This window comes from Nocardia amamiensis NBRC 102102 (assembly GCF_001612745.1).
Lineage (GTDB): Bacteria > Actinomycetota > Actinomycetes > Mycobacteriales > Mycobacteriaceae > Nocardia > Nocardia amamiensis.
Genome location: NZ_BDBA01000015.1, coordinates 15206 through 40957, shown reverse-complemented (window position 1 = coordinate 40957; position 25752 = coordinate 15206). Strand labels below are relative to the sequence as shown.

The window sequence follows — 25752 nt, the reverse complement described above, 5'->3', positions numbered from 1 at the left end:
GGTGTTCCCTCCCTAGCCCACCGGCTTGTTCAGCCCATGGGCGGCGACCCAGGCCGCGGCGGCGGCCTTCGGCTCGGTCTTGCTGCTACCGGAGACAGCCTCGTTCAGCTGGAGCAGCTCCGCGGTGGTGAGCTTCGCCGACGCCGCGTTCAGCGCGGCCAGCGCCTTGTCCGACTTCTTCGCCGCGTTGAACAGCGGGACGACGTTCTGCGCGGGGAAGTTGTGCTTCGGGTCTTCCAGCACCACGAGGTTGTGTTGTGCGATGGCGGGCGAGGTGGTGAAGATGTTGGCCGCGGTCACCTGCCCCTCGACCAGCGCGCGCACCGTGGCCGGGCCGCCCCCGTCGGCGATCGGCACGAAGTTGTTCGCGGCGATATCGAGGTTGTAGTTCTTCTTCAGGCCGGGCAGGCCGCCGGGACGCTCCTGGAATTCGGCGGGCGCGCCGAACTTCACCTCGGCCGAGTGCGCGGCCAGATCACCGATGGTGCGCAGGTTCCAGCGTTCGGCCGTGGCGCGGGTGACCACGACGGCGTCGGAATCCTCGCCGGGCGCCGGCGTGCCGATGGCCAGGCCGGAGCCGAGCGCCGCGCCGAGCGCGTTGTCGATGTCGGCGGCGCTGGTGGCGGTGGCGTTCTTGTCCAGGTATTGCAGCAGATTGCCGGTGTACTCGGGAATCACCGAAATGGCGCACTGGCGTACCGCTGGGATATAGGCTTCGCGACTGCCGATGTTGAGCTTGGTGTCGACGGCAAAGCCGTTGACCCGCAACACCTCCGCGTACACGTTTGCGACGGTTTCGGACTCCGGGAAGTTGGCCGAGCCCACGATCAGACCGTCCCCCGAACAGCTGCCGCTGGCGGCGAGCGGATCGGAATTGCCACACGCCGACAGCACCATCGCGGCGGCGAGGGCCGCGGCGGCGGCGAGGACGCGAGTGGCACGCAGCGCGACGCGCAGCGCGCGGCGCTGCTGCCCGGCGGCATCGAGGGTGCGGGTGGTTTTCACGGGAGTCCTTCCGACATGACGGCGGTGCGCGCTCTCGGTGCCGAGCGGCCGCCGGTACATTCTGGTTGTCCATACTGCCCGCTTCCAGGTTTTTCCGTAGCCTGCGTCGAATTGTCGGAGAGTTGGTGTCGCCGGATGGTGTTGGCCGCGTCACAGCGGATGCTGGCTGGATTCCTGGTCCTCGCGTCCGTCGCACTGGTCGTGTCCTGCGGGAACGACCAATCCGGGCCGTCGATCACCGTCGGGGCGGGCGATTCGGCCGAGTCGGTGGTGCTCGCGGAAATTTATGCGGGCGCGCTGGCGCGTACCGGTGTACGTACCGCGGTCGCGACTCGTCTGGGTGATCGCGCCGACTACCTGGCCGCGCTCGACGCCGATCGGGTCCAAGTGGTCGGTGAGCACACCGGCGCGCTGCTGGCGCATCTCGACGAGCACGCCACCGCTCGCCCGCCGAAGAATGTGGCGGACGCGTTGAGCGCCGCGCTGCCCGAGGGGCTGGTGGTGTCCGACATCGCCGACGGCACCGATCTGCGGCCGCGGGTGGTGGTTACCGCAGAGGCGGCGGCGCGCGACAAGCTGAAGTCCGTAGGCGATCTCACGCCCCGTTGCGGGCGACTGACCGTCGGGGTGGCGTCCGCGCCGGGCCTGCTGCCGCGTCCGGCTGCGCTCGATCGGATCACCGCGTGCGACTTCGCCTCCACCGTGGCCTTCTCCGATCCGGCCGCGCTGCGAAAAGCATTGCTGGATGGGCAGATCGATGCCGGTCTGCTGACCGGCCCGCCCGAACTCGCACCGGGCGCGACCGATGGGCTGACCGTGCTGTCCGACGAGGACTACGCCGTGCGCGCCGAGAACGTGCTGCCGCTGTTTCGCAAGGGTCTGCTCGACCAGCGGCAGATCAAGAAGCTGAACTACGTCGCGGGTGAACTGACCACCGACGAACTGGCCACCATGATCCGGCGGGTCCGGGATGAGGGCGTCGCTCCGGGCGAGGTGGCTCGCCGCTGGTTGGACGAGCACGCTCTGTAGGCGGCGTCCCGGTACCGCGTGTTGCGCGCACACGTTCCGCTCCGGGCTCTTGACCAGGCTTGATCTGCCCTTCTCTGGTGTATTCGGCGTTGCCCGCGTTGGTGGCGCTCTGGATTGGTCGCTATGCATTCGGGATGCCGCGAACTCGTCTCAACGAGGGTGCACAGATGATGTCGGATATCGCACGATAGATGTCGCGTCCGACACTGCCGCAGTAAGGATCCTCAACCTAGGCTTCTTGTCAGGCCCTTCCACTGGGCCGCCGGGAAGCGTGCAAAGCCACACCACAGTCCCGCATCCAGCAACGGTGCTGGAGAGGTCGCCAACGATGTCGGCCGCGTCGACGGGAGCTGAATCGAGAGGCCATCGAGAACTCGTTCTCGGTGGCCTCTCGTCGTGTTGGGCCGGAAATGTGTGGCCGATCACTCGCTGCTCGGCCTTGTTGATCGACTGCTCCGCGCCGTATATTCCATGTGGAATATTTAGTGTGGAGTATGTCGGTTCGCGGGCCTAGCGTGCGAGACGCGGGCTCGGCTGAGGTCGAGACGACCAGGAAGGTAACGAAGCATGGGGCAGGCGCATCCACCGGTGACACCGTTGGCGATCGCCGTGCTCGCGCTGCTCGAGGAGCGGCCCATGCATCCGTACGAGATGTATCAGACGCTCATCTCCAGGCGGGAAGACAAGCTGGTCAAAGTGCGCCCGGGCTCGCTGTACCACACCGTGTCCCGGCTGGCCGACCAGGAATTGGTCCGCGCCGAGGGTGTCGAGCGGGCGGGCAACCGGCCCGAGCGCACCACCTACCGGATCACCGCGCGCGGCAGGGACGCGCTGCGCAACCGGATCGCCGAGATCGTGCGGCGACCCGTCCCGGAGTATCCGGTCTTCCCCGTGGCCCTGGGAGAGCTGCACAATCTGCCCAAGTCAGACGCGCTCGCTCTGCTGCGCGAACGGATCGGTGAGCTGGAAACCGAACTGGCCGACGCCGACCTGCTGATCGCCTGGGCCGAAGAGCGCAACGTCCCTCGCCGCTACTGGATCGCCCTGCCATTCGGGCGGGCCGCACTCGCCGCGGAAGCGGCCTGGGTCGAAGAGCTCGTCGCCGAATTGGACAGCGGCGCACTCGAATGGGATGACGTCGATCCCGCGACCGGTGCGCGATCCGAACCCAGCGCGCCGGCCGCCGCTGCCGCACTGCCGCCGCTGCCGGGCACTGCCGTGGCGAACTCTGCCCCGAGTCTTTCGGAGAATCCGAGTTAGGAACGAAATACATGTCCACCCAACGCAATCCGTGGCTGGCGCTGGTGGCGCTTGTCGTCGGCTTCTTCATGATCCTGCTGGACATGACGATCGTCGCGGTCGCCAATCCCGCGATCATGACCGACCTGAACGCCAACATCTCCCAGGTGATCTGGGTGACCAGCGCCTACCTGCTCACCTACGCGGTGCCGCTGCTGGTCACCGGCAGGCTGGGTGATCGCTTCGGCCCCAAGAACATCTATCTGATCGGTCTCGCGGTGTTCACCGCCGCGTCGCTGTGGTGCGGGCTGTCCGGCAGCGTCGGGATGCTGATCGCGGCCCGCGCCGCGCAGGGCGTCGGCGCCGCGATGATGACGCCGCAGACCATGGCCGTGATCACCAGGACATTCCCGCCGGACCGGCGCGGCGCGGCCATGGGCCTGTGGGGCGGCGTCGCGGGACTGGCCACGCTGGTCGGCCCGATCCTCGGCGGCGTGCTGGTGGACGGCCTCGGCTGGGAGTGGATCTTCATCGTGAACGTCCCGGTCGGTGTGGTCGCCTTCGCGCTGGCGGTGTGGCTGGTGCCCGCGCTGCCGACGCATGAGCACAAGTTCGACATTCCCGGCGTCCTGCTCAGCGGCGTCGGCATGCTCCTGCTGGTGTTCGGCATCCAGGAGGGCAACAGCTACGACTGGTCGCCGCGGATCTGGCTGATGATCGGCGCCGGCCTGCTGGTGCTCGCGGCTTTCGTGATCAATCAGGCGCGCAACACCGGCGAGCCGCTGCTGCCGCTGGGCCTGTTCCGCGACCGCAACTTCGCGATGTCCAATGTCGCCATCGCCGCGATGGGCGCGGCGGTGACCTCGCTGATGGTGCCGTGTTACTTCTATCTGCAAGCGGTGCGCGAGTTGTCGCCGACCAAATCCGCGCTGGTCTTCGCGCCCATGGCGATCGTGACCGGCGTCGCGTCTCCGCTGATCGGCAAGTTCGCCGACAAATTGCACCCGAGGACGGTGCCCACAGTCGGCTTCGGCCTGTTCGCGGTATCGGTGTTCTGGTTCTCGGCGCTGATGGAGCCCGACTCGTCGCTGTTCTGGTACATGGTCGCCGCGGGCCTGGGTGGTTGCGCCAACGCCTGCATCTGGGCTCCACTGGCGGCCACCGCAACCCACAACCTGCCGGTGCATCAAGCCGGAGCCGGCGCCGGCGTATACAACACCACCCGCCAGGTGGGTTCGGTGCTCGGCAGCGCGGCGATCAGCGCTCTCATCGCGGCCAGGATGACGGCGAACGGCCTGGGCGGCGGTCAGGTCGCCGAGGGCGGCGCGGGCCAGGGCCCGATCCCGGAGTTCGTCAAGGACGCCTTCAGCACCGCACTGAGCCAGTCCACCTTGCTCCCCGCGGGCATCCTGCTGATCGGCGTCTTGGCCTCAGCACTGTTCATCCGCCACGCCAAGTCCGCCCCAGCAAGCCAGCAGACAGACCTAGCCAAAGCCGATTCCCTGGCTGGCTGATTCGACCTCCCTGCCCCGCTGGACATCTGCCGCGGGGCAGGGAGTTGCTTCAGCGCACTAGTCCGCTCAGCCTGTCCCAGTCGATCCCGACGCGGATCGGCACCTCGATGACAGTCTGGTTGCCGAATGGTTCCAGCCGGTCGTGCAATCGGTAGTAGCCGAGCGCGTGGTCGAGAACGTGCACCTCGATGGAGGCAACTCGGTTGTCGGCTATCCAGACGATCCAGTACCACGGAATCCCAGCCAGCGCGTATTCCGCCTTCTTCGCCACGAGGTCGACCCTCTCGGTGCCCGGGGCGACGACTTCGATGACAAGTCGCACCATCGATGCAGGCAGCGGTCGCAGATCCGCTGGCGCACAGGCGAACAACGCGATATCGGGTCGGCGGATGGTGGCCCTGGGCATCTCCCAGAGGATGACGTCGAAGTCCGTGCAGACATCGAAACGGTCATAGCGGTAGCTGTCATGGTGGGCTATGGCGGCTGTCTCGATGAGGTCGGCGAGCCTGCGCACCGCCTTCTGATGTCCTCGCGCTGGTGACTCGGCGCGAACAGCCTCGCCGTTCACGACCTCGACAAGACGGCAGAAGTCCTCTGGGAGCTGTTTCCAGATTTCCACGGTGATCGGCTCCGGTTGGAGGTTCTCCACGCGCGCCCAATCGATGACGGCGGACATTTGCGCTCCTTGGTTCGGCGAGGGTAGGCCGCCCGATGCTATTCGGCGCTGCGCAGCCACGATCGGACAATCGCAGGTCAGTTGAGCCGGGGAGTCGCGTACTGCGCATAGCGCCGAGCGGCCGTTCTCGAACCTGTCGGTGCGCGAGTCAGCACGCGTGGGCGAAGCGGGTAACAGCCATAGGGCGTCCCGGCCCGGCTCAGCCGACCTGGACCGTGACCGCAGGGTAGCCGGTGGCTCCGTCGGGGATCACGTCGCGGCGTTCGGCGGTCTGGGTTTCGTCGGTGCCGTCGGTGGTGCGGGCGCGGATGGTGTGTGGACCCGTGGTGGCGTCCCAGTCGAGGACCCACTGGCGCCATGTGTCGATGGATTGTTCGTCGGACAGGCGGGCCTGTTGCCATGGGCCGTCGTCTATTTGGACCTCCACGGCGCGGATGCCGCGATGTTGTGCCCATGCGACGCCTGCGATGGGAATGCGACCCGGCGCGAGGCGCTTGCGGCCGCGGGGGGTGTCGATGCGGGTGCCGGTTTTGATCGGGCCCAGCGCCGACCAGCCGCGACGGGTCCAGTAGGCGGTGGCTCGGTCGAAACGGGTGACTTCGAGTTCGGTCACCCATTTGGTGGCTGAGACGTAGCCGTAGAGGCCCGGCACGACCAGCCGGGCCGGGTAACCATGTTGTACGGGAAGGGGTTCGCCGTTCATGCCGACCGCCAGCAGGGCGTCGCGTCCATCGGTGAGCACCGTGAGCGGGGTGCCTGCGTTCCAACCATCGGTGCTGTGCGAAAGCACCATGTCGGCATCCGGGTGCGGGCCCGCCTCGGCGAGCAACTGGTCCAGGCGGTAGCCGAGCCAGCGCGCGTTGCCGATGAGGTCGCCGCCGACCGGATTCGACACGCAGGCCAGGGTGATCATGCGTTCCTCCACCGGCCGATGCGCCAAATCCGCCCAGCTGAGCCGGATTTCGCGATCGACCATGCCGTGGATGCGCAGCGACCAATCGTCTTTGGACACTTGCGGCACGATCAACGCGGTGTCGATCCGGTAGAAGTCGTCGTTCGAGGTCACGTACGGCGTCAGTCCGGGTATCCGCAGATCTGCTCCGGGCGGCACGGGCGCGGCGGGTGCGGTCGGCTCCGGCAGCTGCACCGCCGCTCGCTCGCCTGACACGTCCCGCCGCCGCAGACCCAGCAGCCGCCCGCCGACGCCCGTGACCACGGCCAACCCACCGGCTACCAGCAGCCCTTGCAAGACCTGTCGCCGCTCGGGACGGCGTTCCTCGGTGCGCGCTTCGGCTCTTTCCTGGCTGACTTCGTGCCGAACAGCGAACTGCCCTGCGGTCGCCGGGGCCCTCGCCACATCCGGTACCTGTGCGAATCCGACGGTGGCTCCGGCTGCACCGACATCACCTGCACCGCGATCCTCAGGCGTGGCCGTGTCTGTCGCGCCCGCTGCCGGTACGTCGTGCGTGGCTCTGGCTGCATCTACGGCTTCACCGCGATCCCCAAGTGTGGCAGTGTCTGTCGCGTCCGCTGCTGGTACGGCTTCACCGCGCCTGGCTTCAGCGGCATCCGCGTCCTCGCGACCGCCAGCGGTACCGTCCGTCGCTGGCGCGGTCTGCGTTGCGGAGTGTGCCGAGTTGGCGGATGGTCGCTCGGCCGTTCGGTCGATCCTGCGGGTCAGCACGCGCAGCGTGTAGATGCCGACGGCGACGCCGATGACAGTCGGCAGTGCACCACCGACTCCAGTTCGCGCCATGGCTGCGCCCGCGGCGATCACTGCGAAGGCGACGAACAACCACGATCCCGCGGTGCGTGTGCCGCGCTCGACCGCTCCCGCCAGCCCTGCGACGACCAGCGCGAAGACGCCCATGATCAGATACAGCACGGCTTTGTCGTTTGTGCCGAACGTAGTGATGGCCCATTCACGCAGACCGTCGGGCGTGTGGTCGACCACCGCAGAGCCGAGGGCATTGAGCGGCGCGCTCCCGGATCCGGCGAAGGCCGCGAGCAGTTCGGCGACACCCAGCGCCAGTCCAGCCGAGACGATCCCGGCCCCCACCCGCAGTCGGATCTCGGCCATGGCATCGAGCCTACTGCCGGTCCGCTTGCGGCATTGTGACCATTCGATGACGTGCGGACCGGCCCTGGCTATCCGGCGAATTCGTCGGCGAGGGTATTCCAGAACATCAGCTCGTAGCTCTGGAACAGCCGCGCGAACGTCCGCGCTTCATCCGGGTCGAGCCGCCCGGAATCGAGACCGGCCTGAACCGCGGCGAGGGCTTTGTCTTCGAGCTCCGGAGCGCCCGCGGTGTAGAAGTCGAAGAACGCACACGCGGCGTCATCGAAGCCATAGTGCGCGCGCATTCCAACGGCGACCGCTCCGCAATACCGGCCGAACGCAGCGAGATTCGCATGCAACGCCGCGATGACCTCAGCGGCGCCGCCGTTGAGCGCCAGCCAGGCCATGAAGGCCGGATACGCCTGGCAGCCTGGTCTCGGTTGCTGAACGCCGGTGTCCGGACCGGCCGCCGTTGCCAGCTCGTCCAGCAAGTGGTGCGCCTGTTGCTCACCCGGCGCGAGCTCGGTGAAGAAGGCGCGGGCGTGTGGCTCGTCGGCGCGGGCAGCCAACGTATGGACACTGCGCCAGTCGCTATCAGTGATACGCAATTCCTCGGCGGCGATGGCCGCGAACACCTCCCGAGGCGCCGTTCCCGCCGCGATTCGCGGGACGAGCCGGTTGTCGTCGTCCTGTGGAGCCAGCTCTGCCTGGATCCGGTCGAGCAGTGTTCGTGCCGGCAGCGTCCATTCCGATTGCGTCATAGCAAACCTCCGATGTCCTCGACGATGTCTCGGGTCGAGCCGCCTGCCCTGAGCATGGAACGCGAAAGGCGCTGTCCGCGAACTTTTTCACGGACAGCGCCTTCGGGCCCCGACTCAGTGGTAGATCTTCGCCACGTCCTCGGCGTGCTGCTTCATCACGACCGCGCGCTTGAGCGACATCTTCGGGGTGAGCTCGCCGGTCTCCTGCGTCCAGTCGATGGTCAGCAGACGGATCTTCTTGATCTGCTCGGCGTTCGAGACCTTCTTGTTGGTCTCGGCCACCGCGGCGTCCACCTCGGCGATCAGCTCCGGGTGCTCGATGAGCTTCTCGATCAGGGTGTCGGCGGGCAGGCCGTGGCGGTCCTTCCAGCCGGGCAGCGTCTCCGGGTCCAGCGTGATCAGCGCGCCGATGAACGGCTGGCCGTCGCCGACCACCATCACCTGGCTGATCAGCGGATGCGCCCGCAGCGAGTCTTCCAGCAGCGCGGGGGAGACGTTCTTGCCACCGGCGGTGACGATGATCTCCTTCTTGCGGCCGGTGATGGTGATGAAGCCGTCCGCGTCGATGGCGCCGAGGTCACCGGTCTTGAACCAGCCGTCCTCGAAGGCATCCTCGGTGGCCTCGGCGTTGCCCCAGTAACCGCTGAACACGACCGAGCCGCGCAGCAGCAGCTCGCCGTCCTCGGCGATCTTGGCGGCGTGGCCCTCGATCGGCCGTCCGACCGAGCCGACCCGGATGTCCTCCGGGGTGTTCACAGCGATCGCCGCGGTGGTCTCGGTGAGGCCGTAGCCCTCGTAGATGGTCACGCCGACGCCGCGGAAGAAGTGGCCCAGGCGCGCGCCGAGCGGGCCGCCGCCGGAGACGGCCGCCTCGCATTGGCCGCCGAGCGCCGCCCGCAGCTTGGCGTAGACCAGCTTGTCGAACAGTGCGTGCTTGAGCTTCAGCCCGATGCCGGGGCCGCCGTTGTCGATGGCCTCGCTCCACGCGATCGCGGTGGCCGCGGCGGCGTCGAAGATCTTGCCTTTGCCGCCGTCGTGCGCCTTCTGCTTGGCGCTGTTGAACACCTTCTCGAACACGCGCGGCACCGAGAGGATGAAGTGCGGCCGGTAGCTGCCGAACTGCTCGACGAGGGTGGACCAGTCGGCGGTGTGCGCGACGATCACCTTCGCGTCGAACGCGGCCAGCGCGACGGCGCGGGCGAAGACGTGCGCCAGCGGCAGGAACATGAGGGTCTTCTTGCCCTCGGTGACGTACTTGCGCAGCGCGATCCGGTCGGACTTGGACTCCGCGTAGAGGTTCGCGTGGGTGAGCATGACGCCCTTGGGCCGGCCCGTGGTGCCCGAGGTGTAGATCAGGGTGGCCGGCGACTGCGCGCCGACCTGGGCGCGACGGTCGTGCACGATCTGGTCGTCCAGGCCGGCGCCGCGGCTGATCAGCTCGTCCAGCTCGCCCTTGTCGATCTGCATGATCTCGCGCAGATCCGGCAGCGATCCGGTCTCGATCTCGTCGATCACCTTGCGGTGCTTGTCGCTGTCCAGGACCAGCAGCTTGGTGGCCGAGTCCTGCAGGATCCACTTGGCCTGCTCGGCGGCGGAGCTGTCGTAGATCGCGACGGTGCAGCCGCCCGCGGCCCAGATCGCGAAATCGAGGACGGCCCATTCGTACCGGGTGGGTGCCATGATGGCGACGCGATCGCCGAGCTCGAGGCCCGAGGCGATCAGGCCTTTCGCCACGCCGGTCACGGTCGTCGCGAACTCCACGGCCGTGACGTCCCGCCAGCCGCCACTGCCGTTCGGCACGTTGAACAGCACCGCGTTCGGCGTCTGCTCGGCATGGCGGAAGACGTTGTCGGAATTGTTCGCGTCATCCGGGATGGTGTAAGAAGCCGGGACTTCGAACTCTCGCATCAGTGCCCTTCCACGTGGGTTTACTCGCCAGTAATCTACGACACCTGTGCCAGGGCCGTGAGGTCGACCACCGAAATGGGTTCCGCACATTACCGCCCGGTACGGACCCCGCTCCGCTGCTCATCCTAGTTCGCGCAGGTCCGCGGGTTGGAGTGCTTCGCGCAGGAATCCGGCGAGTTCACCCAGCGCGGCCGCCGCCGGCGCCGCCAGCGCGGCCTGTAGCTGTGCGACGTGCCACAAGCCCTTGCTCTCGGTGAACTGCACGTGCACGCCCGACGCCCGCAGCGCGGCGACCAGATCCACGCATTGCCCGTGCAGCAGCTCGCTGACGTCGACCTGCACGTAGGTCGGCGGCAGGCCGCGCAGCTCGCCGGTCAGCGGCGCGTAGCCAGGGTCGGCCGGATCCCCGTCGCCCAGATACGCGGCCGCGCAGGCGCGCGACCACGGCTTGCTGATGACCAAGTCGCGCCGGCGTTCCGGGATCTGGTTGGGATCCGACCACGGTGCGATCAAGCCGAGTGCGGCCGGAGTGCAGCCGTGCCGCGCGATCAACCGTTGCGCGAGCGCCAGCGAGAGGCCGCCGCCCGCGGAATCACCGGAGATGGCGATCTGCCCTGCGTGGTAGCCCGCGCTCGTCATCAGCTCCAGGGACGCGGCCTCGGCGTCGTCCAGCGCGGCGGGGAACGGATGCTCCGGTGCGAGGCGGTAGTCCAGAACGTAGACCGCGCAGCCGGTGTCGCGCGCCAGCCGCGCCGCCAGCGAGCGGTGCGTCGTAGGCGAGCCGACCGCGTACCCACCGCCGTGCAAGTAGAGGACGGCGCCGTGGCCGGAGGTGCCGGCGAAGCTGATCCGCTCGGCGGGCCTGCCGCCCAGGCGCAGCCGTTGCACGATGCTGCCCTCGGGCATCAGTTGCGCCCGCGAACTTATGTCGAGCAGCCTGCGCTGCATCGGAAACGGCAACCGCTTGTTGAGCGTGACCCGGAAGATCGGATTCAGTACCGCCCGCGCAACGGGCAGCGGAAGGTTGATGTCCCGCATAGGTGCTCCTCGTAATCCGGATCAGGGCAGGAAGCGGCGTTCGACGTTGGCCGCGATCCGCTGGTAGCCCGACGCGGTCACCCGGACGAACAGGTCCAGCAGCTTGGCCTCCCAGCCGATCAGCACGCGGCCGTGCCCCTTGCGCACGCCTTCGGTGATGGTCTGCGCCGCCATCTCGGCGGTATGAATGGCCAGCTTCTTGTCGAACATCGACGCGGCCGACTTGCTGTCGATGCCCTCGGCGTAGGTGGCGTTGCGCGCGACCGCGGTCTTGATGCCGCCCGGATGTACACAGGTGACCTTGACCGGATGCCGCGCGACCAGCATCTCCTGCCGCAGCGACTCGGTGAAGCCGCGCACCGCGAACTTCGCCGCGTTGTACGCGCTCTGCCCGGGGATCGCGATCAGGCCGAAGAGGCTGGACACGTTGACGATGTGACCGTCGCCGGACTCGATGACCATCGGCAGGAACGCCTTGGTTCCGTTGACCACGCCCCAGAAATCGACGTCCATGACGCGTTCGAAGTCCTTGAACTCCGAGCGGATCACCTCGCCGTGGTGGGCGATGCCGGCGTTGTTGTAGACCTGGTGCACCGTGCCGAAGTGCGCCTTGACCGCGTCGGCGTAGAGCAGGACCGCTTCACGCTCGACCACGTTCAGCCGGTCGGACTTGACCTCGGCGCCGAGCTGCTCGCAGCGGCGCACGGTCTCGGCCAGGCCGTCCACGTCGATATCGGAGAGCGCCAGTTTGGCGCCGCGCCTGGCCAGATTCTCCGCCAACGCGCGACCGATCCCGGAGCCCGCTCCGGTGATCACACATACCTTGTTCTCGAAGTAAGCGTCGCTGCTCACTGTGCCACTGCCTTCAGATCGGATCCGGATAGGGAGATGTCGTACGCCGACACGTCGAATGTCCTGGTCTGCCGACGGAATTCGAAGGTGAAGTCCGGCCACAACGTGGTGTTGTTGCCGTGCTTGTCCAGGTACCAGCTCGAGCACCCGCCGGTCAGCCAGACGGTGCCTGCCAGCTTCGCCTGCAGGTCGGCGTTGTAGGCATCCTGCACGTCGCGGCGCACTTCCACGGTACGCAGATCGAGGCGATCGATGGTGGCCAGCGCGTCGGCGATGTAGTTGATCTGCGATTCGATCATGTACACCATCGAGGTGTGCCCGAGGCCGACGTTCGGGCCGAGCAGGAAGAACATATTGGGGAAGTGGGCGACCGAGGAGCCTTTGTAAGCCTGCTGGCCGATCTCGTCGAACACTTCCGAAAGGGTGCGGCCGTCGCGCCCCGCGATCGTGTCGTTGGTCGGCGAATCGGTGACATGGAAGCCGGTCGCGATGATCAGCGCGTCGATCTCGCGCTCGGTGCCGTCCTTGGTGACGATCGAGTTGCGGCGCACCTCGGCGATGCCGTCGGTGACCACGTCGACATTGGGACGCGACAGCGCCGGGTAGTAGTCGTTGGAGATCAGCATGCGCTTGCAGCCGATCCGGAAGTTCGGCGTGACCTTGGCGCGCAGCTTCGGATCGCGAATCTCGTAGCGCAACTTGGCTTTCGCGATCATCTCGAATAGCTGCATCAGAGCGGGTGCCTTGGCCAGGCCGACCACCTGGGTCTCGCGCGCGGCGTAGATGGCGGCGCGGGACAGTCGCTGGAAGCCAGGCACGTGCTTGAAGGCGAGCTGCTCGGCCTTGGTGTAGGGGCGGTCGAAGCGCGGCAGCAGCCACGGTGCGGTGCGCTGGTAGACGTCCAGATGGCCGACCTTCGGGGCGATCGCGGGCACGATCTGGATGGCCGACGCGCCGGTGCCGATGATGGCGACCCGTTTGCCGGTGAGGTCGACGTCGTGGTTCCAGCGGGCGGAGTGGAAGACCTCGCCTTCGAACTGCCTGATGCCTTTGATGTCCGGCAGCGCGGGTTCGCACAGCGCGCCGACCGCCGAGACCACGCTGTTCGCGGTGAACCTGCCCTGGGTCGACTCGATCTCCCAGAGCGCGGTGTCGTCGTTCCAGCGGGCACCGGTCACGTCGCAGTCGAAGATGTGCTTGTCGCGCACGTCGTAGCGCTGGGACACGTCCTGGATGTACTGCTGGATCTCCTGCTGGCGGGAGTACGACCGCGACCAGTTCGGATTCAGCGCGAACGAGTACGAGTACAGGTGCGAGGGGACGTCGCAGGCGGCGCCGGGGTAGGTGTTGTCCCGCCAGGTACCGCCGACATCGCTGCCGCGCTCCAACACGAGGAAGTCGTTGCGACCCTCTTGGGTCAGCCGGATGGCCAGACCCAGACCCGAGAACCCGCTGCCGATAATGATCGTCCTAGCGTGGCGCGTGGGTCGGTCGGCGACAGCTTTGTCTGTGACCTTGCGACTCATGTAATCCAGGCTACGGTGCTATTGAGCGCGAGTCAATAGTGTATTGACCAGCGTTCAGTAGGATGATCCCGTGACCATCAGCCGAGACGAGACCGCGAAGCGCACCCGGCTCAGCCCGGACGAACGGCGCGAGCAGTTGCTCACCCTGGGTGCGAAGATGCTCGGCGAGCGCACCATCGACGAAATCTCCGTCAGTGAGATCGCCGCGCGAGCCGGTATCTCCCGCGGCCTGCTGTTCCACTACTTCCCGACCAAGCACGACTTCCTGCTGGCGATCGTGCGTCATGCCAACGCCGAACTGCTCGAGCGCGTCGCCCCCGACCGCACGCTGGGCATTTCCGGGATGCTGCGCGACTCGATGGAGCGCTATATCGACTACGTCAGCGAGAACCGCACCGCATACCTGGCGTTGTTGCGCGGCCCCACGAGCGTCAGCCCCGATTTGGCGGCCATGGTCGACCTGACCCGCGACGCCATCATCGGCATCATCCTCGCCGAAGTCCCCGTCCCGGTCTCCGAGGCCGACCACCCGCGGCTCATGCTCGCCATGCGCGGGTGGATCGCCTTTGTCGAGGAAACCACCCTGACCTGGTTGCGGACGGAACCTATTTCCCGCGAACAACACATCGACCTACTGGTCGAATCTCTCATCGCCATAGCGTTTTCCGTCGACCCGGCCTTGGCGGCTGCGTTGCGCAGCTGATCGCAGAGAGGAGGTTCACCGCTACCGGTGCTCGGTCAGCCTCTGGGCGGCGGTGTGAAATGCGGCGAGCGGATCCTCCTCGAGTTCCACAACGTCCGAAACGCCTTCGCGTGGTGCGTCTTCGGAGCGCGCCAGCCATTGGCAAGCGTATATGCGGCTCAGGCTGCTATGCAGAACGAGCAACCTGTCCCGGCCGCTACTGGGAGCGCTCTCGGCGACTTCTGCGAGCATCGCGCAGGCATCGAACATTCTGCGCACCTGCTCGGCATCACGCTCCGGGTCGCTGTACGCTCCTCCCCATGGCGTCTGGGCAAATAGCGCCAACGGGCCCAACACGAGTTGATAGGTGATGGCGTACGAGTTGATTCCGTGCCCGGCGTGGCAGACGGCCACATAGTCCGATACCCATGTCTGCCGCGCTTCGTGCGGGTAGTAGCCGAAGAAGTACATCTCCATCGGCAAGATCTCACGGGTCGCATAGGCCCACTTCCCCGCTCGATCCAGTCGCGGCCGAAACCGGGCCGGAATCGGCGGCGTCCCGAGCTCACTGTGTTCGAACAGCTCACACATCTCTCGAAAGGCGCGCATGGTGCCACGGTAGCGCCGTAGGTCGTCGTCAACCCATTGCTGGTGTATTCGTGTGCGACTCGCTTGCCGGGCCGAGCCGACGCGACCGTGCTGAGCGATCCGCACTGCGGAAGACGCGGTGTCGGTCTCGCCACCACCACTGCCCGCGCGCTGTTCGAGCCATGCCGATTTGTCGCCAATATGCTGCTGTTACAGTGCCTTTCGGATTTTGCCGGATTCGGTCGCCGAATACGGTTGAGCAGTCGATTGTGTGGACGCGATGGAGGTGGCCGCCGATGTTGGTCATCAACGAACGAACGACGGCACCGCGATCCGAGCAGCGCGTGCTCGATTGGCTGCGGAGCTGGACCGGGCAGTACGTCATTGTGGGACTGGCGATCTCGGGTTGCTATGTACCCGACCGTAATCGCAAGGGCGAGGCGCAGGAAGCCGATCTGGTGGTGATCACGCCCAGGGCCGCGGTCGTGATCGAGGTAAAGGTACACCGTGCCGGAAGCCATGACCGGCGTCCTCTCGCCATAGCGTCTTCCGTTGCCCCGGCGCTCGCCGCAGCCCTTCGCAGCTGAGGCACGCAGGCACACATCACCGGTCGCACCCCGCGGTCCGGATGGCAGCATCATCTGGCATAGCTCGGGGTTGTCGCCCGTCAGTCTGACGTCGTACCTGCGGATGGCAAGAGTTTCTGTGCGGCTGAAAGTGCCTGTTCCAGTGATGGAAAGGCATGGTCGTGCCCACAGAACCCCTCATCGTCGGGTACATCCACGGATACACCCCATTCATCACGGACCCCTTGGATCACGGCATGGTGCCCTTCCCACCGCAAGTCGATATCGACCGCGCCGGACTGAAAGTGTCTGATCTCGATCGATATCGCGTCGTCTACGGCAGATCGGATCATTGAGTCCATGTTCTGCTCACTCTCGCTCAACGTTCACGTCCTTTTCGGCTGTACACCACTTCGCTGGACTGTCGTTGGTGCCTGCGGTCGAACGACGTCAACGAGCTCCTGTCGACCTGCCCCCCACAGCATGCCCATCTGCCGCCAATAGCATGCTCTTACAGTGCCTTTCGAATTTTCGCTGGATGATGCGGCGGATACCGTCGAGCAGTCGATTGTGTGGGAAGCGTATGGAGGTGGCCGCTGATGCTGGTCATCAACGAACGAACGACGGCACCGCGATCCGAGCAACGCGTGCTCGGCTGGCTGCGGAGCTGGACCGGACAGTACGTCATTGTCGGATTGGCGATCTCGGGGTGCTACTTACCCACTCGCAACCGCGCAGACGAGGCGCAGGGAGCCGATCTGGTCGTGATCACGCCCAGGGCCGCGGTCGTGATCGAGGTGAAGGGCACCGTGCCGGAAGCCATGACCGGCGTCCTCTCGGTCCAGGCCAACGGCCGCTGGCGGCTGTCCGGGTTCGAGGGCGACCCGGTCCACGTGCGCGACCACGACAGCAGCCCGTTCGACCAGGTCACCAACAATGTCGTCAACCTGAAGGAACTGGTGCGCAAGCACCACTCCGAGGCCGACGTCGACGGCCTGATCGTCGTGGTGCCGCCCCGGGAATCGACCGTCACGTTGAACATCGAATCGCGGCGCAAGGGCTGCGGGGTGGTGCTCGGGAGCAGCCCCGTCGAGCTGCGTGCCTGGTTCCACCGCACGGCGAGCCGGAATCTCATCTGGACCGCCGAACGCGTGCATGCCCTGCTCGGCGATCTGAACCTTGCCGATCAGGTCAGCGTTGAAGACCTTGTGGCGGATGGTTTTCCGCTGGAGCGGACGTTGCGTGGCGAGACTGACACGGTGGCACTCGAAGGAGCTGCGCCGGTCGAGAGGCTGCTGTCAGTGGACAACTCGGACGCGGTCGGCGTGCCTACTGATGCGGACGTGCCGACGTCGCGTTCTGCACTCGAGCAGCCGGGGGTGGTGGCAATCGACGGCTCGCCTTCCGCGGAAGACTCGGACGCGGTCGGTGTGGCTGCTGATGCGGACGTGCTGTCGTCGCATTCCGCGGTCGTGCAGCGGGGCGTGGCAACAGCAATCGACGGCCCGCCTTCCGTAGAAGGCTTGGACGCGGTCGGCATGGCTGCTGATGCGGACGTGCTGTCATCGCATTCCGCACTCGACCAGCCAGACGTGATGCCAATAGCACCGGAGCTCAACGCATCCGGATCGACGCAACCGCCCGAGAGCGATGACCTGGGAAACGAGGCGGCGGTCACGTCGGACCGGCCCGCAACACACATGCGGGCGAGGTCCGACACCTCCGAACCTGTGGCGCCAGACGCGGCAGGCGATCCCGGCCTGGAAGACCGCCCAACCACACAGAACTCGCCGTCGATCGCGGATCGACAGTCGTTCGATATCGCGGACGCACCGGAAGACGATGAGGCAGAGCCGATATCGAGGCCACATCACTTCGACGGTCTGCCCGCCTCAAGGTACGCACAGACGCAACGCGCCGAATCGGACCCCTATGCGCCGGCCCCCTTTGCGTCGAGACACATAACACCGGAACCCCCGCCGTCGGACACGACGCCGGATTTCACAGCGCAATCAGCACCCCCGCTGTCATCACCTTTCACGGACCAGTGGTCGTCGTGGATCGAATCCGACGCCCAGCCACTGCGCCCCCGCCCCACACCGTCACCTCTGCCGCATCGGCCGCAGTGGTTGTCCGACGAGGAGACCGGAGCGCGTCCCCCGCGACGGCCAGCCGCACCGCGCCTCGTCGAACGTCGACCGCGCATCCCCGATCTCCGCCAAATGATTACCGTGCCTCCACGCACCCGCACGACCGGCCAACCGCGCCCGATCCGCCATCGCCCCCAACAGATCGCGGCCGTGGCCTTGATAGCGCTCGTCATCGGCACTATCTGGGTGCTGGCCGCCGCCTGCTCCACCCCACACGGCGACGCCGTACAGCAGACCCCATTGCCCGCGTCGACCACCGAGCCCCTGCCGATAACCGAGGTGATCCCACCACCCCCGACCGTCACCGAGACTCCAGCTCGATTCGATCTGCTGCCGCTGTGCCTCCCGTTCCGTTCCGATTGTTGACACCGTCGGCTGTTGGAGATCGTGTATCGGAGTGCGGGCAGTCAGCGATGCTCCGAGCCCAGATCCGTGGAGGGGTGTCGCTGAGGCGGCAGCTCCGTTGGTCGGTGCCACTTCCGCCCCCTGCTTTCGATTTATTCGAAAGCAGGGCATACTGTGGTCTCTGAGGAGGTGTGATGACCGAGACGTTGAACGAGCGCACGTTGCTGCCTGAGCATCCTGATCAACTGGCTGAGGTGCGCCGGTTCCTATCCTCTACGCCCGCGTCTTCTGGGGCGACTGTCCTCCGTTCGGCTGAGGGTCAGGTCGTGACTTTGCCTGCTGAAGTGTTCGAGGGGCTGCGTCTCGTGGCGCTCGCACTCGCTGAGGGCAAGGCGGTCACGGTAGCGCCCTTGCACACCACGTTGACGACGCAAGAAGCTGCAGAATTGCTCGGCATGAGCAGGCCCACGTTTGTGAAGCTCCTGGACGCGGGGGAAATTCCGTTCACCCGCCCGGGACGGCATCGTCGTGTTCGTCTGACCGACGTGTTGGCGTTCCGGGAGTACCGCCGTGCCGAGCGTGCCGCTGGGTTGTCTGAGCTGACCAGGATTTCCGAAGAATTGGGTCTTTACGACGACGTACCTTCGGAACCGCTCAGGCGACATGACTGATGCAGCGGGTATTCCTCGACACTTGCGTCTTGTATCCGGCCCACCTGCGTGACACTGTGCTGCGTCTGGCGGAGGCAAATCTGATCCAGCCGTTGTGGTCGGCAGAGATCTTGGCCGAGCTGCAGCGGAATCTCTCTGCGAGGCATGCGGGTGACGATTCGGCCGCGGTGGTCGACCGCCTGATCAGCGCCATGAACGGTTTCTTCGCTGACGCGTTGGTCGAGGGGTACGAAGACCTCGTCGACAGAATGGAGAACCACCCCAAAGACCGCCATGTGCTCGCGGCGGCATTGCAGAGTAACGCGGACGTACTGCTGACGTTCAATCTCAAAGATTTCAAGGTCAGGCCTATCGGCGACGGTTTTCCCGAGTTGTCACACCCTGATGCTTTTCTACTGGACATGTTGGATCTGGCGCCCGGGCAAGTGATCAGGCTGCTGTACAAGCAAGTAGCCGAGCACAAGCGCCCGCCGAAACACATCGAGGGTCTACTCGACGTGCTCGACCGATCTGGGGTACCGGGCTTCGCCGCCGAGGTACGCCGGCGTCTCGACTGAAAAGCGTGCGTGTATCGGCTCGTCAGCGCCCGAGCCAGCTCGAGTTCCAGGGATATCCGGTGACGGCATCGCTTCGGTGGCGCCCGGAGAGCTGGCCATCACGGGTTCGGCTCGGCCGTGCGCAGCAATTGCAAGAGTCCGGTGACCGCGGCGAACTTCTCTTCCGACAGTGGATCGGTCGCGAAGTGCATCAAGTCGTTCCGCACATCCTTGACTTTCTCCAGTAGATCGATGACCTGGTCCTGGTCGAGTCGCCAGCCGAGCTTGCGCCAGCGGTCGGCGTCACGCAGGAGGTAGACGTAGTTACCGAAGGTGAGATCGGAGGCGTCCTTGATCCGGGATTTCTGATAGCTGGGTACGGAGTCCTTCAGGTCCTGGAGGTCGAAATGTTCGTCGGCGGAGCGACGCAACCGGTTCTCGGCTTCCTCAATGAGTACGAATGGCCTCGCGAGCGTGCCGAACTGCCGGGTGAGATCCGAGGCGGTGAGGATGCCGGTGACTCTGACACGGTCCTGATCGCGGACGAAGATGAATCCTCGGTCGTAGATCATGTCGATTTGATCGAGCAGGAGGGCGTCATGGTCGACGACGAGGGCCGGTACCGTTGCGTTCGTCAGAGTCGGATCGTCGCTGGCGATGTGAGCTTGCCCGATCGACTCCCAGGTGACTGCACCGTGGTAGGTTCCGTCCTCGTCGATAACGGCGACCTGAGAGAACTGATGTTGCAGCATCAGGGTTTTGGCGTATGTCAGGTCGACAGATGACGGCACGGACACAAGCCGCGCGGGTAGGCTGCCGAGTCGGCGAGACATCGGCTCAGGCTCGGTCACGTTCTCGATATCTTCGACCGCGCCGGTAACCGCCGCGGCGGTCCCGGGTTCGGTCCCGAGCGGCACAAGCGCAACGATGTCGCTCAATGCGCCTTCGGTGAACGCGGGTCGGGTGGTCAGGCCGTTGCTCGCGAGATCCGCCTTGATCATGGAGACCGCCGCCGCGGTGCGCCGCTCGACGCCCCAATGTTCGAGCAAGCTTCGAATCGTCAACGCACGTGGATTCGACGGATCCCTGGACACGGCATCGTCCAGCAGCTCGGTCGAACTGGTGGCTTCCTCGTCGCCGTCGAAGCCGGGATCGGTACCGTGGTCCGCCAAATGCTCAATGCGTGCGGCGGCATTGTGGCGGGCGAGGCCGCAAACTGTGAGCAGCGAGCCAAGACTAGCCCTTAGATCGGGCCGGACCGCATCCCATGATATGTCGGTGCGGAGCCAGTCGACTTTTCGTACTTGCCGAAAATCCCTCGGCTCGTCCTCCCGGTATTCGTACGGTCCGCTGACCCTGCCGACCGCCAGGTACCCCGGCCGCGTCTTGAGTGGCATGACCACCAAGTCGCCATGCTGAATCTCGCTGTCGAACTTCCACAACTGCCCGGTCCAGTTGCCGATCACCGCTCGGCCCGCATCCGAATATGCTTGCTGCAGCGCGGATTTGAGCTCATGCCACGTTCGGTACTTGCTGAGGTCCCCTACCTCGGACCACCCCAGGATCGCGAGGCCTTCCTGTAGTGCCCGGCTCTCGCGTTCTCCATTTCGCCCGGCGCGGATCAGCCAAGCCTGGCGTTCCCTCACGTGCTGCAAGTCATCGGACATAAGCCCGTCCTCCCTCCCGTTGCGGCTCATCGAACCCCGGTCCGATTCATACCGCAGATCTTGGCTGTGCGCTCGGCATTTGGCTGGGTCGACCGGTATGACGTGGCCGCGACTGCGAGTACTGAGAGGTGGGGTGCGGTGTGCCCGCTGGCGGGCCTCCGCACCCCCGAACATTGCGATTCGATCACTTACGACTCACGGCGTCGACGACCCACAGAATTATCCATATCGGCGCCCACATTCCGCATGTGAGTAGTGTGAGCACCAAGTGCAGTCCGTGGTTGACGCCGGGGCGGACATAGACGACCCCGCCCGAGGTGTTGTTCTGGGTGACTGAAACGATCGGCATTTGCGGCGGTACTGGATAGTACGGTTGCGGCGGGTATCCCAGCGGGACGCCGTATCCGGGCGGCAATGGTTGTGGTGCAGTCGAATACGGGCTTGCGGCTGTGCCAGGGATCGCCTGCGGAGGGTAGGCCACGTCCCGAGGTGTCGGCGCGAAATTGGCCGGTGCGGAATCGGGTGGTCCGGTATGCGGCGCAGGTGGTTCGTACGGCACGGGCGCGGCGGAGTCGCCGATCTGCGGCGGTTTGTGGAATGGTTCGGTCATCTTTGAACGGTCCTTCAGGTTGATGGGTGGGGCTCGGGTTCAGGACAGTCCGTCGAAGCTGCCGGTTGCCATGAGCGTGAGCAGGTGCAGCGGAACCTCGGGGTGGGGCACGATCGAAAGCCGGTAAACCCCGTTGTTCAGTCGGTCGCAGAGGACGACCGCGTTCGGAACGCTGCCGAGCGCGATCTTGTCGGCGTCGCAGGCGAATTCGGCGCCGTACCCGGAATAGTGACGGACGTGCGTCTCCGCGGACGCGGTGCCCGCGGCGGCGATGGCGACGGTGGACGCCGTGGCGACGAGGGCGGCGGCGATGGTGATCTTGTGCATGGAATTGCCTCCGAGCGAGTTGTGCCGGTGAGGGTGGCGGTTGGGATAGGTTGCCGATCGGTGATACATCGGGCCTGCGGACGACGGGTTTCGGCGTCGGCGGCCCCTGAGATCTCGCGCTTCGCCGTCCCCGTGTTACGAGTCATCGGCCAGCCCAGCGGCATTGAAGCCGCGTCGCGCGGCCGCGGTGCCGAGATGGGCGTGCGAGGTCAGGCCGTGGCCTCGGCAGGCCGGGGTGGGACGGCTATTCGTCCCCGTGATCGCGTTGTCGGGTGGGTCAGGGTCGGCGCCGCCTCCTGAGGAGGAGGCGGCTTGCCACACGCCAGGCGCGGCGGAGGGAGGTGTGTGGCGTGGCGTGAAGCGTGTACTTCTCGGATGGGATCTGCTGTAGTGCAGATGTTCCTGCGTCGAAGGCTGGTGTGGTCGACTGCTTGGCGGCCATCGCGGGATTGCGTTCGGTGCTCGATGAAGTCGTTGCCGCGAACGGTGACGGTGGCGAAACGGCATTGCTCCTGCGCTACGACCTTGGTGAAGTACTCGCTAGCACAGGAGAATTTACCGAGGCGAGGACTCTCCTCGATGCGCTGCACGAGGATTTGTGCGTGATCAACGGGCCTGTGGACGAGTTCACCGTGGAGGTTGCGGATCTTCTGCGGACGTTGCCGGCGGATTGATGGGAAGTCATCGGCCCCTACCCACTGATAGCGGTCACGGCTCCAGGTAAAGGCGCTCGCACGGCAACCGGCTGAGACCACCCGTTGGGCCGGGGATGACGGTGATCGGTTCGCGCTCGTGGGCGTGCCATTCCGCGATGAAGCGAAGAGCCGCCGTGCGGCAGGCGGCGTAGTCCAGCCGTGTTCCGTGCAGGAAGATGCTCAGGTGGAGGTCGGGTTCGCCGGGACGTGGCGTACTGGAAGCAATCATGGCGCGCAGGCGATCAGGGCGTCCAGCACCGTCTTCAGGCATGGGCGGTAGCCGTCGCGAGCCGGTTCTATCCATCGGCGATAGTTGCCTTGGTCCGTGGGGGAGGGAAGTGCGACTATGCCGAGGGATGGGATGATTAGAGAGTTGGTCCGCAGCAGTGTGCGCGCGTAGGGCGAATGATCCTCGGCCTCAGCGGAATAACCCGTGAGAAATGTGTATCTCCCCGATCGGTGCCACACGATCGGTCCGGCCAGTGAGCGGGCGAGCAGGTACTCACGGATCGCGCGTCCGAGTGGTTCCGGAGTGGTGAGTGCGCGGACACGACCGCCGATGGTGAGTGCAATCCGCCCGGATTCATCTATGTGGCAAGGCAATTGGCATACAGTCCGGTAGTAGTGACACCGGCCGAGCGCGTCCGCTACGGCGGATGCGGACATGGTGGCCCCCTGGATGCTCGTTCATGTTTGTGGGTGCGCCCGGTCCAACGTGATGACGGCGTCGGATCGGGTTGCGAAGTTTCGCGGCATCGCTTCCCTATCGGGCGCACTGATAGCTTGACGCTTCAAACAAATATGATCCACGGCACTCAAGAGACGCCTATGATGTGTGCATGCGACGCAAGCGGCTGATCGACGCGCGGAAGGCATCGGGGAAGACTCAGGAGCAGATCGCTGAGTTCGTAGGGGTCGACCGAACGACGCTTGGTAAGTGGGAGCGTGGTGAGTCCACGCCGCAACTGACTCAGCGGGAGCGGTATGCCGAGGCGATCAGTGTGTCCATGCGTGAGTTGGACGCGATGCTCAACGGTGTCGTCCCGCAAGTTGACGAGATTCCAGAGTGGTTGGTCGCTTATCTCGGAATGGAGCAGTCCGCGACCAAGATTCGCACACACGAGCCTCGGGCCGTACACGGGCTTTTGCAGACGCCTCGGTACCTCGCGAGTATCGGCAGCACCGTCGGCATTGTTGGCATGTCGGACCCATCCATCCAGCGGATGATCGACCAGCGACTCCATCGACAGAAGCGTGTACGCAATGGCGATCTGACGATTGATGTTGTCCAGCCGGAGTCTGTTCTGCACCTTCGTATGGGCGACGGTTCGGTGATGGCTGAGCAGTTGACTGCGATGGCTGAATTAGCGGACCTGCCGAACGTGACGATCAGGATCACCACCTTCGACGCAGGGATGTACGAAGCTCTGCGGATGGGGGACTTCACGATCATGGCACACCCGTGGGGAGGTGCCGAGCGGGTGCATTTCGAAAGGCATGGTAGCGGACAGTTCATCACCGACGTTGCCGACGTTGCGTCCTTCTCCGCTGTGTTCGACCATGCATGCCGGACCGCGTTGTCCCCAAAGGAATCACGTCAGTACATATTGCGGCTGGCCGAGCAATGGAGTGGGGGATCATGCTGAGCAAGGCTCAGTTCAGCGCTGGGCCCAGAGTGATGCTGAGGGACACGCCAACCGGCAGAAGTCGAGCTTCACCAGCTCGGAGACTTGTGTTGAAGTTGCTGCAATTCCGGGCGGCGTGTTGGTCTGCAACAGTAGCGCACCAGAAGCCGGAACCCTCGAGTTCACTCGGGCTGAGTTCAGCGCCTGGCTGGAGGGATGCAAAGCGGGGGAGTTCGATGACCTCGCCGTTTGATGTGTTAGCCGCATGAGTACTTACCAGCAGTCACCTGGACACCCGCGGGTGCTGGGCGGCACTCAGGAAGGTTGAACAGATGCGGCGAGCGATGGGCACGGCCGAGGGTCTCTACTGCGCCGAAAGTGCCGACAACACTCCACCATGGGCGTCGTTCGTCACGCATGCGGAAATCATCGCGCAGCAAGGGCACTCGTATTACCTGCTCTCGTTGACGGATGCGACTGCCGCGCCCGCGGCCATAGAGCACCTGACTACTGCAATCAACGGGCACGCGATCGAACATGCCCGGAGTCGTGCCGTAGCGCTGCCGACGCTCGCTGGTGCGTACCTCCAGGTTGGTGACTACGGCAGCGCGGCGACCTGTGGCCGCGACGCGATCACTGCCATCACGGTGGTGTCGTCAGAACGTTGCTGCACGCGGTTGCGTGACCTCGGTACGATCGCCGCTCGATACGATCGCCATCCCGCGGTCGCTGAGATGCGCGAAGAGATCGACACGGTTACTGCGGTCGCGCCGTGACCGACGCCAGTGGACTCCCCAGCGTAGATGCGCTGAAAGCGGTATGCGCGGCCTTCGGGATTGTCACTGATGGCGCGGAGTTGCTGCACCACCGGTCGAACGCGGTGTACCTGCTGGCGGGCGAGGGCAACGGCGGCGTAATCGTGCGGATGGCTCCGGACACAGACCTCAGGCGAGCGCGTGCCAATACCGGCGTCGCCGTCACACGGTGGCTGAACGAACAGGACGGTGAGCCGATCGGGCTATGCCCTCTTCCTGGTGAGCAACCCGTCATCGCGGCCGGGGTGGTTGCCACCTTTTGGCCATACTGTCCGACGCGGACGCTAGCGAGCTCGACGGACATTGCTGGAGTGCTCCGGCGCTTACACCATTTACCACGCCCACCCTTGCCGGTACCCGAATACCGGCCGTTGCATCGGTTGCGCGAGGCGCTCACGTTGGATGCCAGCCGAACGCGCCCGGCGCTCGATGCCGACGATCATCTGTGGATCGCCACACGCGCGGACGAACTGGTCGACGCCTACAACGCTGCCGAATTCCCCTTGGGTCGCGGCTTGATCCACGCAGACGCCCACTCCGAGAACGCTGTCCACACCGACCGGGGCTTTGTCCTGATCGACTGGGACCAGTGCTGCATCGGTCCACGGGAACTGGATCTCGTCAGCGGGCTACCGGATCACTTTCACGAGCCGGAGATCGACCGGCGCCGATTCTTCGACGCCTACGGATACGACCTCCTGGCTTGGCCGCATTGGCATCTGCTCCGTGACATCGCCGAGCTGCACTCTGTTGGCGCGTATATCCGGCTGGCGCCTGACAAGCCGACAGCGGCCGAACAGCTGAGGGTACGGATCTCGTCCCTGCGGCGCGGGGACCGCGAGGTGCGATGGACGGCGGTGTCTTGAGA

Annotated in this window: 27 protein-coding genes; 14 read left to right on the top strand and 13 right to left on the bottom strand. The window is 65.5% G+C overall.

Features of this window, described 5'->3' with window-relative positions:
* Nucleotides 1-12 precede the first annotated feature (12 nt).
* On the bottom strand, nucleotides 13-945 hold the full coding sequence (locus NA4_RS04130; RefSeq protein ID WP_373862754.1) for an ABC transporter substrate-binding protein: 933 nt from the start codon (nucleotides 943-945) through the stop codon (nucleotides 13-15).
* Nucleotides 946-1140: 195 nt separating this feature from the next.
* Between NA4_RS04130 and NA4_RS04125 the strand changes: the two genes are divergently transcribed.
* The 3 genes from NA4_RS04125 to NA4_RS04115 all read left to right on the top strand — a co-directional run bounded on the left by NA4_RS04125 (nucleotide 1141) and on the right by NA4_RS04115 (nucleotide 4787).
* A complete protein-coding gene (locus tag NA4_RS04125) occupies nucleotides 1141-2034 on the top strand; it encodes a glycine betaine ABC transporter substrate-binding protein (RefSeq protein WP_067464065.1) in 894 nt (297 codons plus the stop codon).
* Between the two features lie 567 nt (nucleotides 2035-2601).
* Complete coding sequence (locus NA4_RS04120; RefSeq protein WP_067464060.1) at nucleotides 2602-3294, top strand: PadR family transcriptional regulator; 693 nt, start codon at nucleotides 2602-2604, stop codon at nucleotides 3292-3294.
* A gap of 11 nt (nucleotides 3295-3305) precedes the next feature.
* Entirely contained in the window at nucleotides 3306-4787 is a 1482-nt protein-coding gene (locus NA4_RS04115; protein ID WP_067464057.1) for a DHA2 family efflux MFS transporter permease subunit, read from the top strand.
* 49 nt (nucleotides 4788-4836) lie between these two features.
* Here NA4_RS04115 and NA4_RS04110 read toward each other — a convergent pair whose 3' ends face one another.
* From NA4_RS04110 to NA4_RS04080, 7 genes are all read right to left on the bottom strand, one after another.
* Nucleotides 4837-5463, bottom strand: a complete 627-nt coding sequence (locus NA4_RS04110; RefSeq protein ID WP_067464054.1) for a Uma2 family endonuclease — start codon at nucleotides 5461-5463, stop codon at nucleotides 4837-4839.
* Between the two features lie 199 nt (nucleotides 5464-5662).
* Nucleotides 5663-7543: a molybdopterin-dependent oxidoreductase gene (locus NA4_RS04105; protein WP_067464051.1), complete on the bottom strand. Its 1881-nt coding sequence runs from the start codon at nucleotides 7541-7543 to the stop codon at nucleotides 5663-5665.
* Between the two features lie 68 nt (nucleotides 7544-7611).
* Nucleotides 7612-8283: a TenA family protein gene (locus NA4_RS04100; protein ID WP_067464048.1), complete on the bottom strand. Its 672-nt coding sequence runs from the start codon at nucleotides 8281-8283 to the stop codon at nucleotides 7612-7614.
* Nucleotides 8284-8397: 114 nt separating this feature from the next.
* Nucleotides 8398-10191: an AMP-dependent synthetase/ligase gene (locus tag NA4_RS04095; protein WP_067464045.1), complete on the bottom strand. Its 1794-nt coding sequence runs from the start codon at nucleotides 10189-10191 to the stop codon at nucleotides 8398-8400.
* Between the two features lie 120 nt (nucleotides 10192-10311).
* A complete protein-coding gene (locus NA4_RS04090) occupies nucleotides 10312-11229 on the bottom strand; it encodes an alpha/beta hydrolase (protein ID WP_067464042.1) in 918 nt (305 codons plus the stop codon).
* A gap of 21 nt (nucleotides 11230-11250) precedes the next feature.
* Nucleotides 11251-12081, bottom strand: a complete 831-nt coding sequence (locus tag NA4_RS04085) for an SDR family NAD(P)-dependent oxidoreductase (RefSeq protein ID WP_067464039.1) — start codon at nucleotides 12079-12081, stop codon at nucleotides 11251-11253.
* Nucleotides 12078-13607: a flavin-containing monooxygenase gene (locus NA4_RS04080; RefSeq protein ID WP_067464036.1), complete on the bottom strand. Its 1530-nt coding sequence runs from the start codon at nucleotides 13605-13607 to the stop codon at nucleotides 12078-12080. The genes NA4_RS04085 and NA4_RS04080 overlap by 4 nt, the downstream gene beginning before the upstream one ends.
* 70 nt (nucleotides 13608-13677) lie before the next feature.
* On the opposite strand from NA4_RS04080, the gene NA4_RS04075 reads away from it, so the two are divergent.
* Nucleotides 13678-14310: a TetR/AcrR family transcriptional regulator gene (locus NA4_RS04075; RefSeq protein WP_067464033.1), complete on the top strand. Its 633-nt coding sequence runs from the start codon at nucleotides 13678-13680 to the stop codon at nucleotides 14308-14310.
* Between the two features lie 21 nt (nucleotides 14311-14331).
* Here the strand turns inward: NA4_RS04075 and NA4_RS04070 are convergent, their stop codons facing one another.
* The gene (locus NA4_RS04070; RefSeq protein ID WP_157128795.1) at nucleotides 14332-14898 is read right to left on the bottom strand and encodes a hypothetical protein; all 567 of its coding nucleotides are present in this window, start codon (nucleotides 14896-14898) and stop codon (nucleotides 14332-14334) included.
* A gap of 275 nt (nucleotides 14899-15173) precedes the next feature.
* On the opposite strand from NA4_RS04070, the gene NA4_RS04065 reads away from it, so the two are divergent.
* The 5 genes from NA4_RS04065 to NA4_RS04045 all read left to right on the top strand — a co-directional run bounded on the left by NA4_RS04065 (nucleotide 15174) and on the right by NA4_RS04045 (nucleotide 19166).
* Nucleotides 15174-15464: a nuclease-related domain-containing protein gene (locus NA4_RS04065; protein WP_067464028.1), complete on the top strand. Its 291-nt coding sequence runs from the start codon at nucleotides 15174-15176 to the stop codon at nucleotides 15462-15464.
* Nucleotides 15465-15625: 161 nt separating this feature from the next.
* A complete protein-coding gene (locus tag NA4_RS04060) occupies nucleotides 15626-15799 on the top strand; it encodes a hypothetical protein (RefSeq protein ID WP_157128793.1) in 174 nt (57 codons plus the stop codon).
* A 243-nt stretch (nucleotides 15800-16042) separates the two neighbouring features.
* Nucleotides 16043-17959 (top strand): NERD domain-containing protein, encoded by a 1917-nt coding sequence (locus NA4_RS04055; RefSeq protein ID WP_067464022.1) that lies wholly within the window; start codon nucleotides 16043-16045, stop codon nucleotides 17957-17959.
* A 173-nt stretch (nucleotides 17960-18132) separates the two neighbouring features.
* Complete coding sequence (locus NA4_RS04050) at nucleotides 18133-18609, top strand: excisionase family DNA-binding protein (RefSeq protein ID WP_067464019.1); 477 nt, start codon at nucleotides 18133-18135, stop codon at nucleotides 18607-18609.
* A complete protein-coding gene (locus tag NA4_RS04045; protein WP_067464016.1) occupies nucleotides 18609-19166 on the top strand; it encodes a PIN domain-containing protein in 558 nt (185 codons plus the stop codon). The genes NA4_RS04050 and NA4_RS04045 overlap by 1 nt, the downstream gene beginning before the upstream one ends.
* 98 nt (nucleotides 19167-19264) lie before the next feature.
* Here NA4_RS04045 and NA4_RS04040 read toward each other — a convergent pair whose 3' ends face one another.
* The 3 genes from NA4_RS04040 to NA4_RS04030 form a co-directional block, all read right to left on the bottom strand.
* On the bottom strand, nucleotides 19265-20812 hold the full coding sequence (locus NA4_RS04040) for a DUF8426 domain-containing protein (RefSeq protein ID WP_084496790.1): 1548 nt from the start codon (nucleotides 20810-20812) through the stop codon (nucleotides 19265-19267).
* A 184-nt stretch (nucleotides 20813-20996) separates the two neighbouring features.
* Complete coding sequence (locus NA4_RS04035; RefSeq protein ID WP_067464013.1) at nucleotides 20997-21422, bottom strand: hypothetical protein; 426 nt, start codon at nucleotides 21420-21422, stop codon at nucleotides 20997-20999.
* 39 nt (nucleotides 21423-21461) lie between these two features.
* Nucleotides 21462-21749, bottom strand: coding sequence for a hypothetical protein (locus NA4_RS04030; protein WP_157128792.1), 288 nt, complete (start codon nucleotides 21747-21749; stop codon nucleotides 21462-21464).
* Nucleotides 21750-22180: 431 nt separating this feature from the next.
* Here NA4_RS04030 and NA4_RS04025 point away from each other — a divergent pair, with 431 nt between their 5' ends.
* Entirely contained in the window at nucleotides 22181-22423 is a 243-nt protein-coding gene (locus tag NA4_RS04025) for a hypothetical protein (protein ID WP_157128791.1), read from the top strand.
* Nucleotides 22424-22457: 34 nt separating this feature from the next.
* Here the strand turns inward: NA4_RS04025 and NA4_RS04020 are convergent, their stop codons facing one another.
* Nucleotides 22458-22673 carry a hypothetical protein gene (locus tag NA4_RS04020; RefSeq protein WP_067464004.1) on the bottom strand — a complete coding sequence of 72 codons (216 nt, stop codon included), beginning with the start codon at nucleotides 22671-22673 and terminating at the stop codon, nucleotides 22458-22460.
* Between the two features lie 610 nt (nucleotides 22674-23283).
* Here NA4_RS04020 and NA4_RS04015 point away from each other — a divergent pair.
* The 4 genes from NA4_RS04015 to NA4_RS04005 are packed head-to-tail and all read left to right on the top strand — an operon-like array spanning nucleotide 23284 to nucleotide 25750.
* Nucleotides 23284-24090 (top strand): helix-turn-helix domain-containing protein, encoded by an 807-nt coding sequence (locus NA4_RS04015; RefSeq protein WP_067464001.1) that lies wholly within the window; start codon nucleotides 23284-23286, stop codon nucleotides 24088-24090.
* Entirely contained in the window at nucleotides 24005-24322 is a 318-nt protein-coding gene (locus NA4_RS38675) for a DUF397 domain-containing protein (protein WP_084496789.1), read from the top strand. The genes NA4_RS04015 and NA4_RS38675 overlap by 86 nt, the downstream gene beginning before the upstream one ends.
* Nucleotides 24323-24356: 34 nt before the next feature.
* Nucleotides 24357-24845, top strand: a complete 489-nt coding sequence (locus NA4_RS04010) for an NsdA family TPR-like regulatory protein (protein ID WP_507763393.1) — start codon at nucleotides 24357-24359, stop codon at nucleotides 24843-24845.
* The gene (locus tag NA4_RS04005; RefSeq protein WP_067463995.1) at nucleotides 24842-25750 is read left to right on the top strand and encodes an aminoglycoside phosphotransferase family protein; all 909 of its coding nucleotides are present in this window, start codon (nucleotides 24842-24844) and stop codon (nucleotides 25748-25750) included. The genes NA4_RS04010 and NA4_RS04005 overlap by 4 nt, the downstream gene beginning before the upstream one ends.
* The last annotated feature ends 2 nt before the right edge of the window (nucleotides 25751-25752 follow it).

Excerpts from the sequence above, each read along its gene's own strand:
- NA4_RS04115 (WP_067464057.1), top strand. The coding sequence starts at position 3,306 with ATGTCCACCCAACGCAATCCGTGGCTGGCGCTGGTGGCGCTTGTCGTC.
- NA4_RS04105 (WP_067464051.1), bottom strand. The coding sequence starts at position 7,543 with ATGGCCGAGATCCGACTGCGGGTGGGGGCCGGGATCGTCTCGGCTGGA.
- NA4_RS04090 (WP_067464042.1), bottom strand. The coding sequence starts at position 11,229 with ATGCGGGACATCAACCTTCCGCTGCCCGTTGCGCGGGCGGTACTGAAT.
- NA4_RS04015 (WP_067464001.1), top strand. The coding sequence starts at position 23,284 with ATGCGACGCAAGCGGCTGATCGACGCGCGGAAGGCATCGGGGAAGACT.
- NA4_RS04050 (WP_067464019.1), top strand. The coding sequence starts at position 18,133 with ATGACCGAGACGTTGAACGAGCGCACGTTGCTGCCTGAGCATCCTGAT.
- NA4_RS04065 (WP_067464028.1), top strand. The coding sequence starts at position 15,174 with ATGTTGGTCATCAACGAACGAACGACGGCACCGCGATCCGAGCAGCGC.
- NA4_RS04045 (WP_067464016.1), top strand. The coding sequence starts at position 18,609 with ATGCAGCGGGTATTCCTCGACACTTGCGTCTTGTATCCGGCCCACCTG.
- NA4_RS04030 (WP_157128792.1), bottom strand. The coding sequence starts at position 21,749 with ATGCACAAGATCACCATCGCCGCCGCCCTCGTCGCCACGGCGTCCACC.
- NA4_RS04120 (WP_067464060.1), top strand. The coding sequence starts at position 2,602 with ATGGGGCAGGCGCATCCACCGGTGACACCGTTGGCGATCGCCGTGCTC.
- NA4_RS04080 (WP_067464036.1), bottom strand. The coding sequence starts at position 13,607 with ATGAGTCGCAAGGTCACAGACAAAGCTGTCGCCGACCGACCCACGCGC.
- NA4_RS04095 (WP_067464045.1), bottom strand. The coding sequence starts at position 10,191 with ATGCGAGAGTTCGAAGTCCCGGCTTCTTACACCATCCCGGATGACGCG.
- NA4_RS04035 (WP_067464013.1), bottom strand. The coding sequence starts at position 21,422 with ATGACCGAACCATTCCACAAACCGCCGCAGATCGGCGACTCCGCCGCG.
- NA4_RS04020 (WP_067464004.1), bottom strand. The coding sequence starts at position 22,673 with ATGATTGCTTCCAGTACGCCACGTCCCGGCGAACCCGACCTCCACCTG.
- NA4_RS04040 (WP_084496790.1), bottom strand. The coding sequence starts at position 20,812 with ATGTCCGATGACTTGCAGCACGTGAGGGAACGCCAGGCTTGGCTGATC.
- NA4_RS04070 (WP_157128795.1), bottom strand. The coding sequence starts at position 14,898 with ATGCGCGCCTTTCGAGAGATGTGTGAGCTGTTCGAACACAGTGAGCTC.
- NA4_RS04055 (WP_067464022.1), top strand. The coding sequence starts at position 16,043 with ATGCTGGTCATCAACGAACGAACGACGGCACCGCGATCCGAGCAACGC.
- NA4_RS04100 (WP_067464048.1), bottom strand. The coding sequence starts at position 8,283 with ATGACGCAATCGGAATGGACGCTGCCGGCACGAACACTGCTCGACCGG.
- NA4_RS04125 (WP_067464065.1), top strand. The coding sequence starts at position 1,141 with ATGGTGTTGGCCGCGTCACAGCGGATGCTGGCTGGATTCCTGGTCCTC.
- NA4_RS38675 (WP_084496789.1), top strand. The coding sequence starts at position 24,005 with ATGCATGCCGGACCGCGTTGTCCCCAAAGGAATCACGTCAGTACATAT.
- NA4_RS04110 (WP_067464054.1), bottom strand. The coding sequence starts at position 5,463 with ATGTCCGCCGTCATCGATTGGGCGCGCGTGGAGAACCTCCAACCGGAG.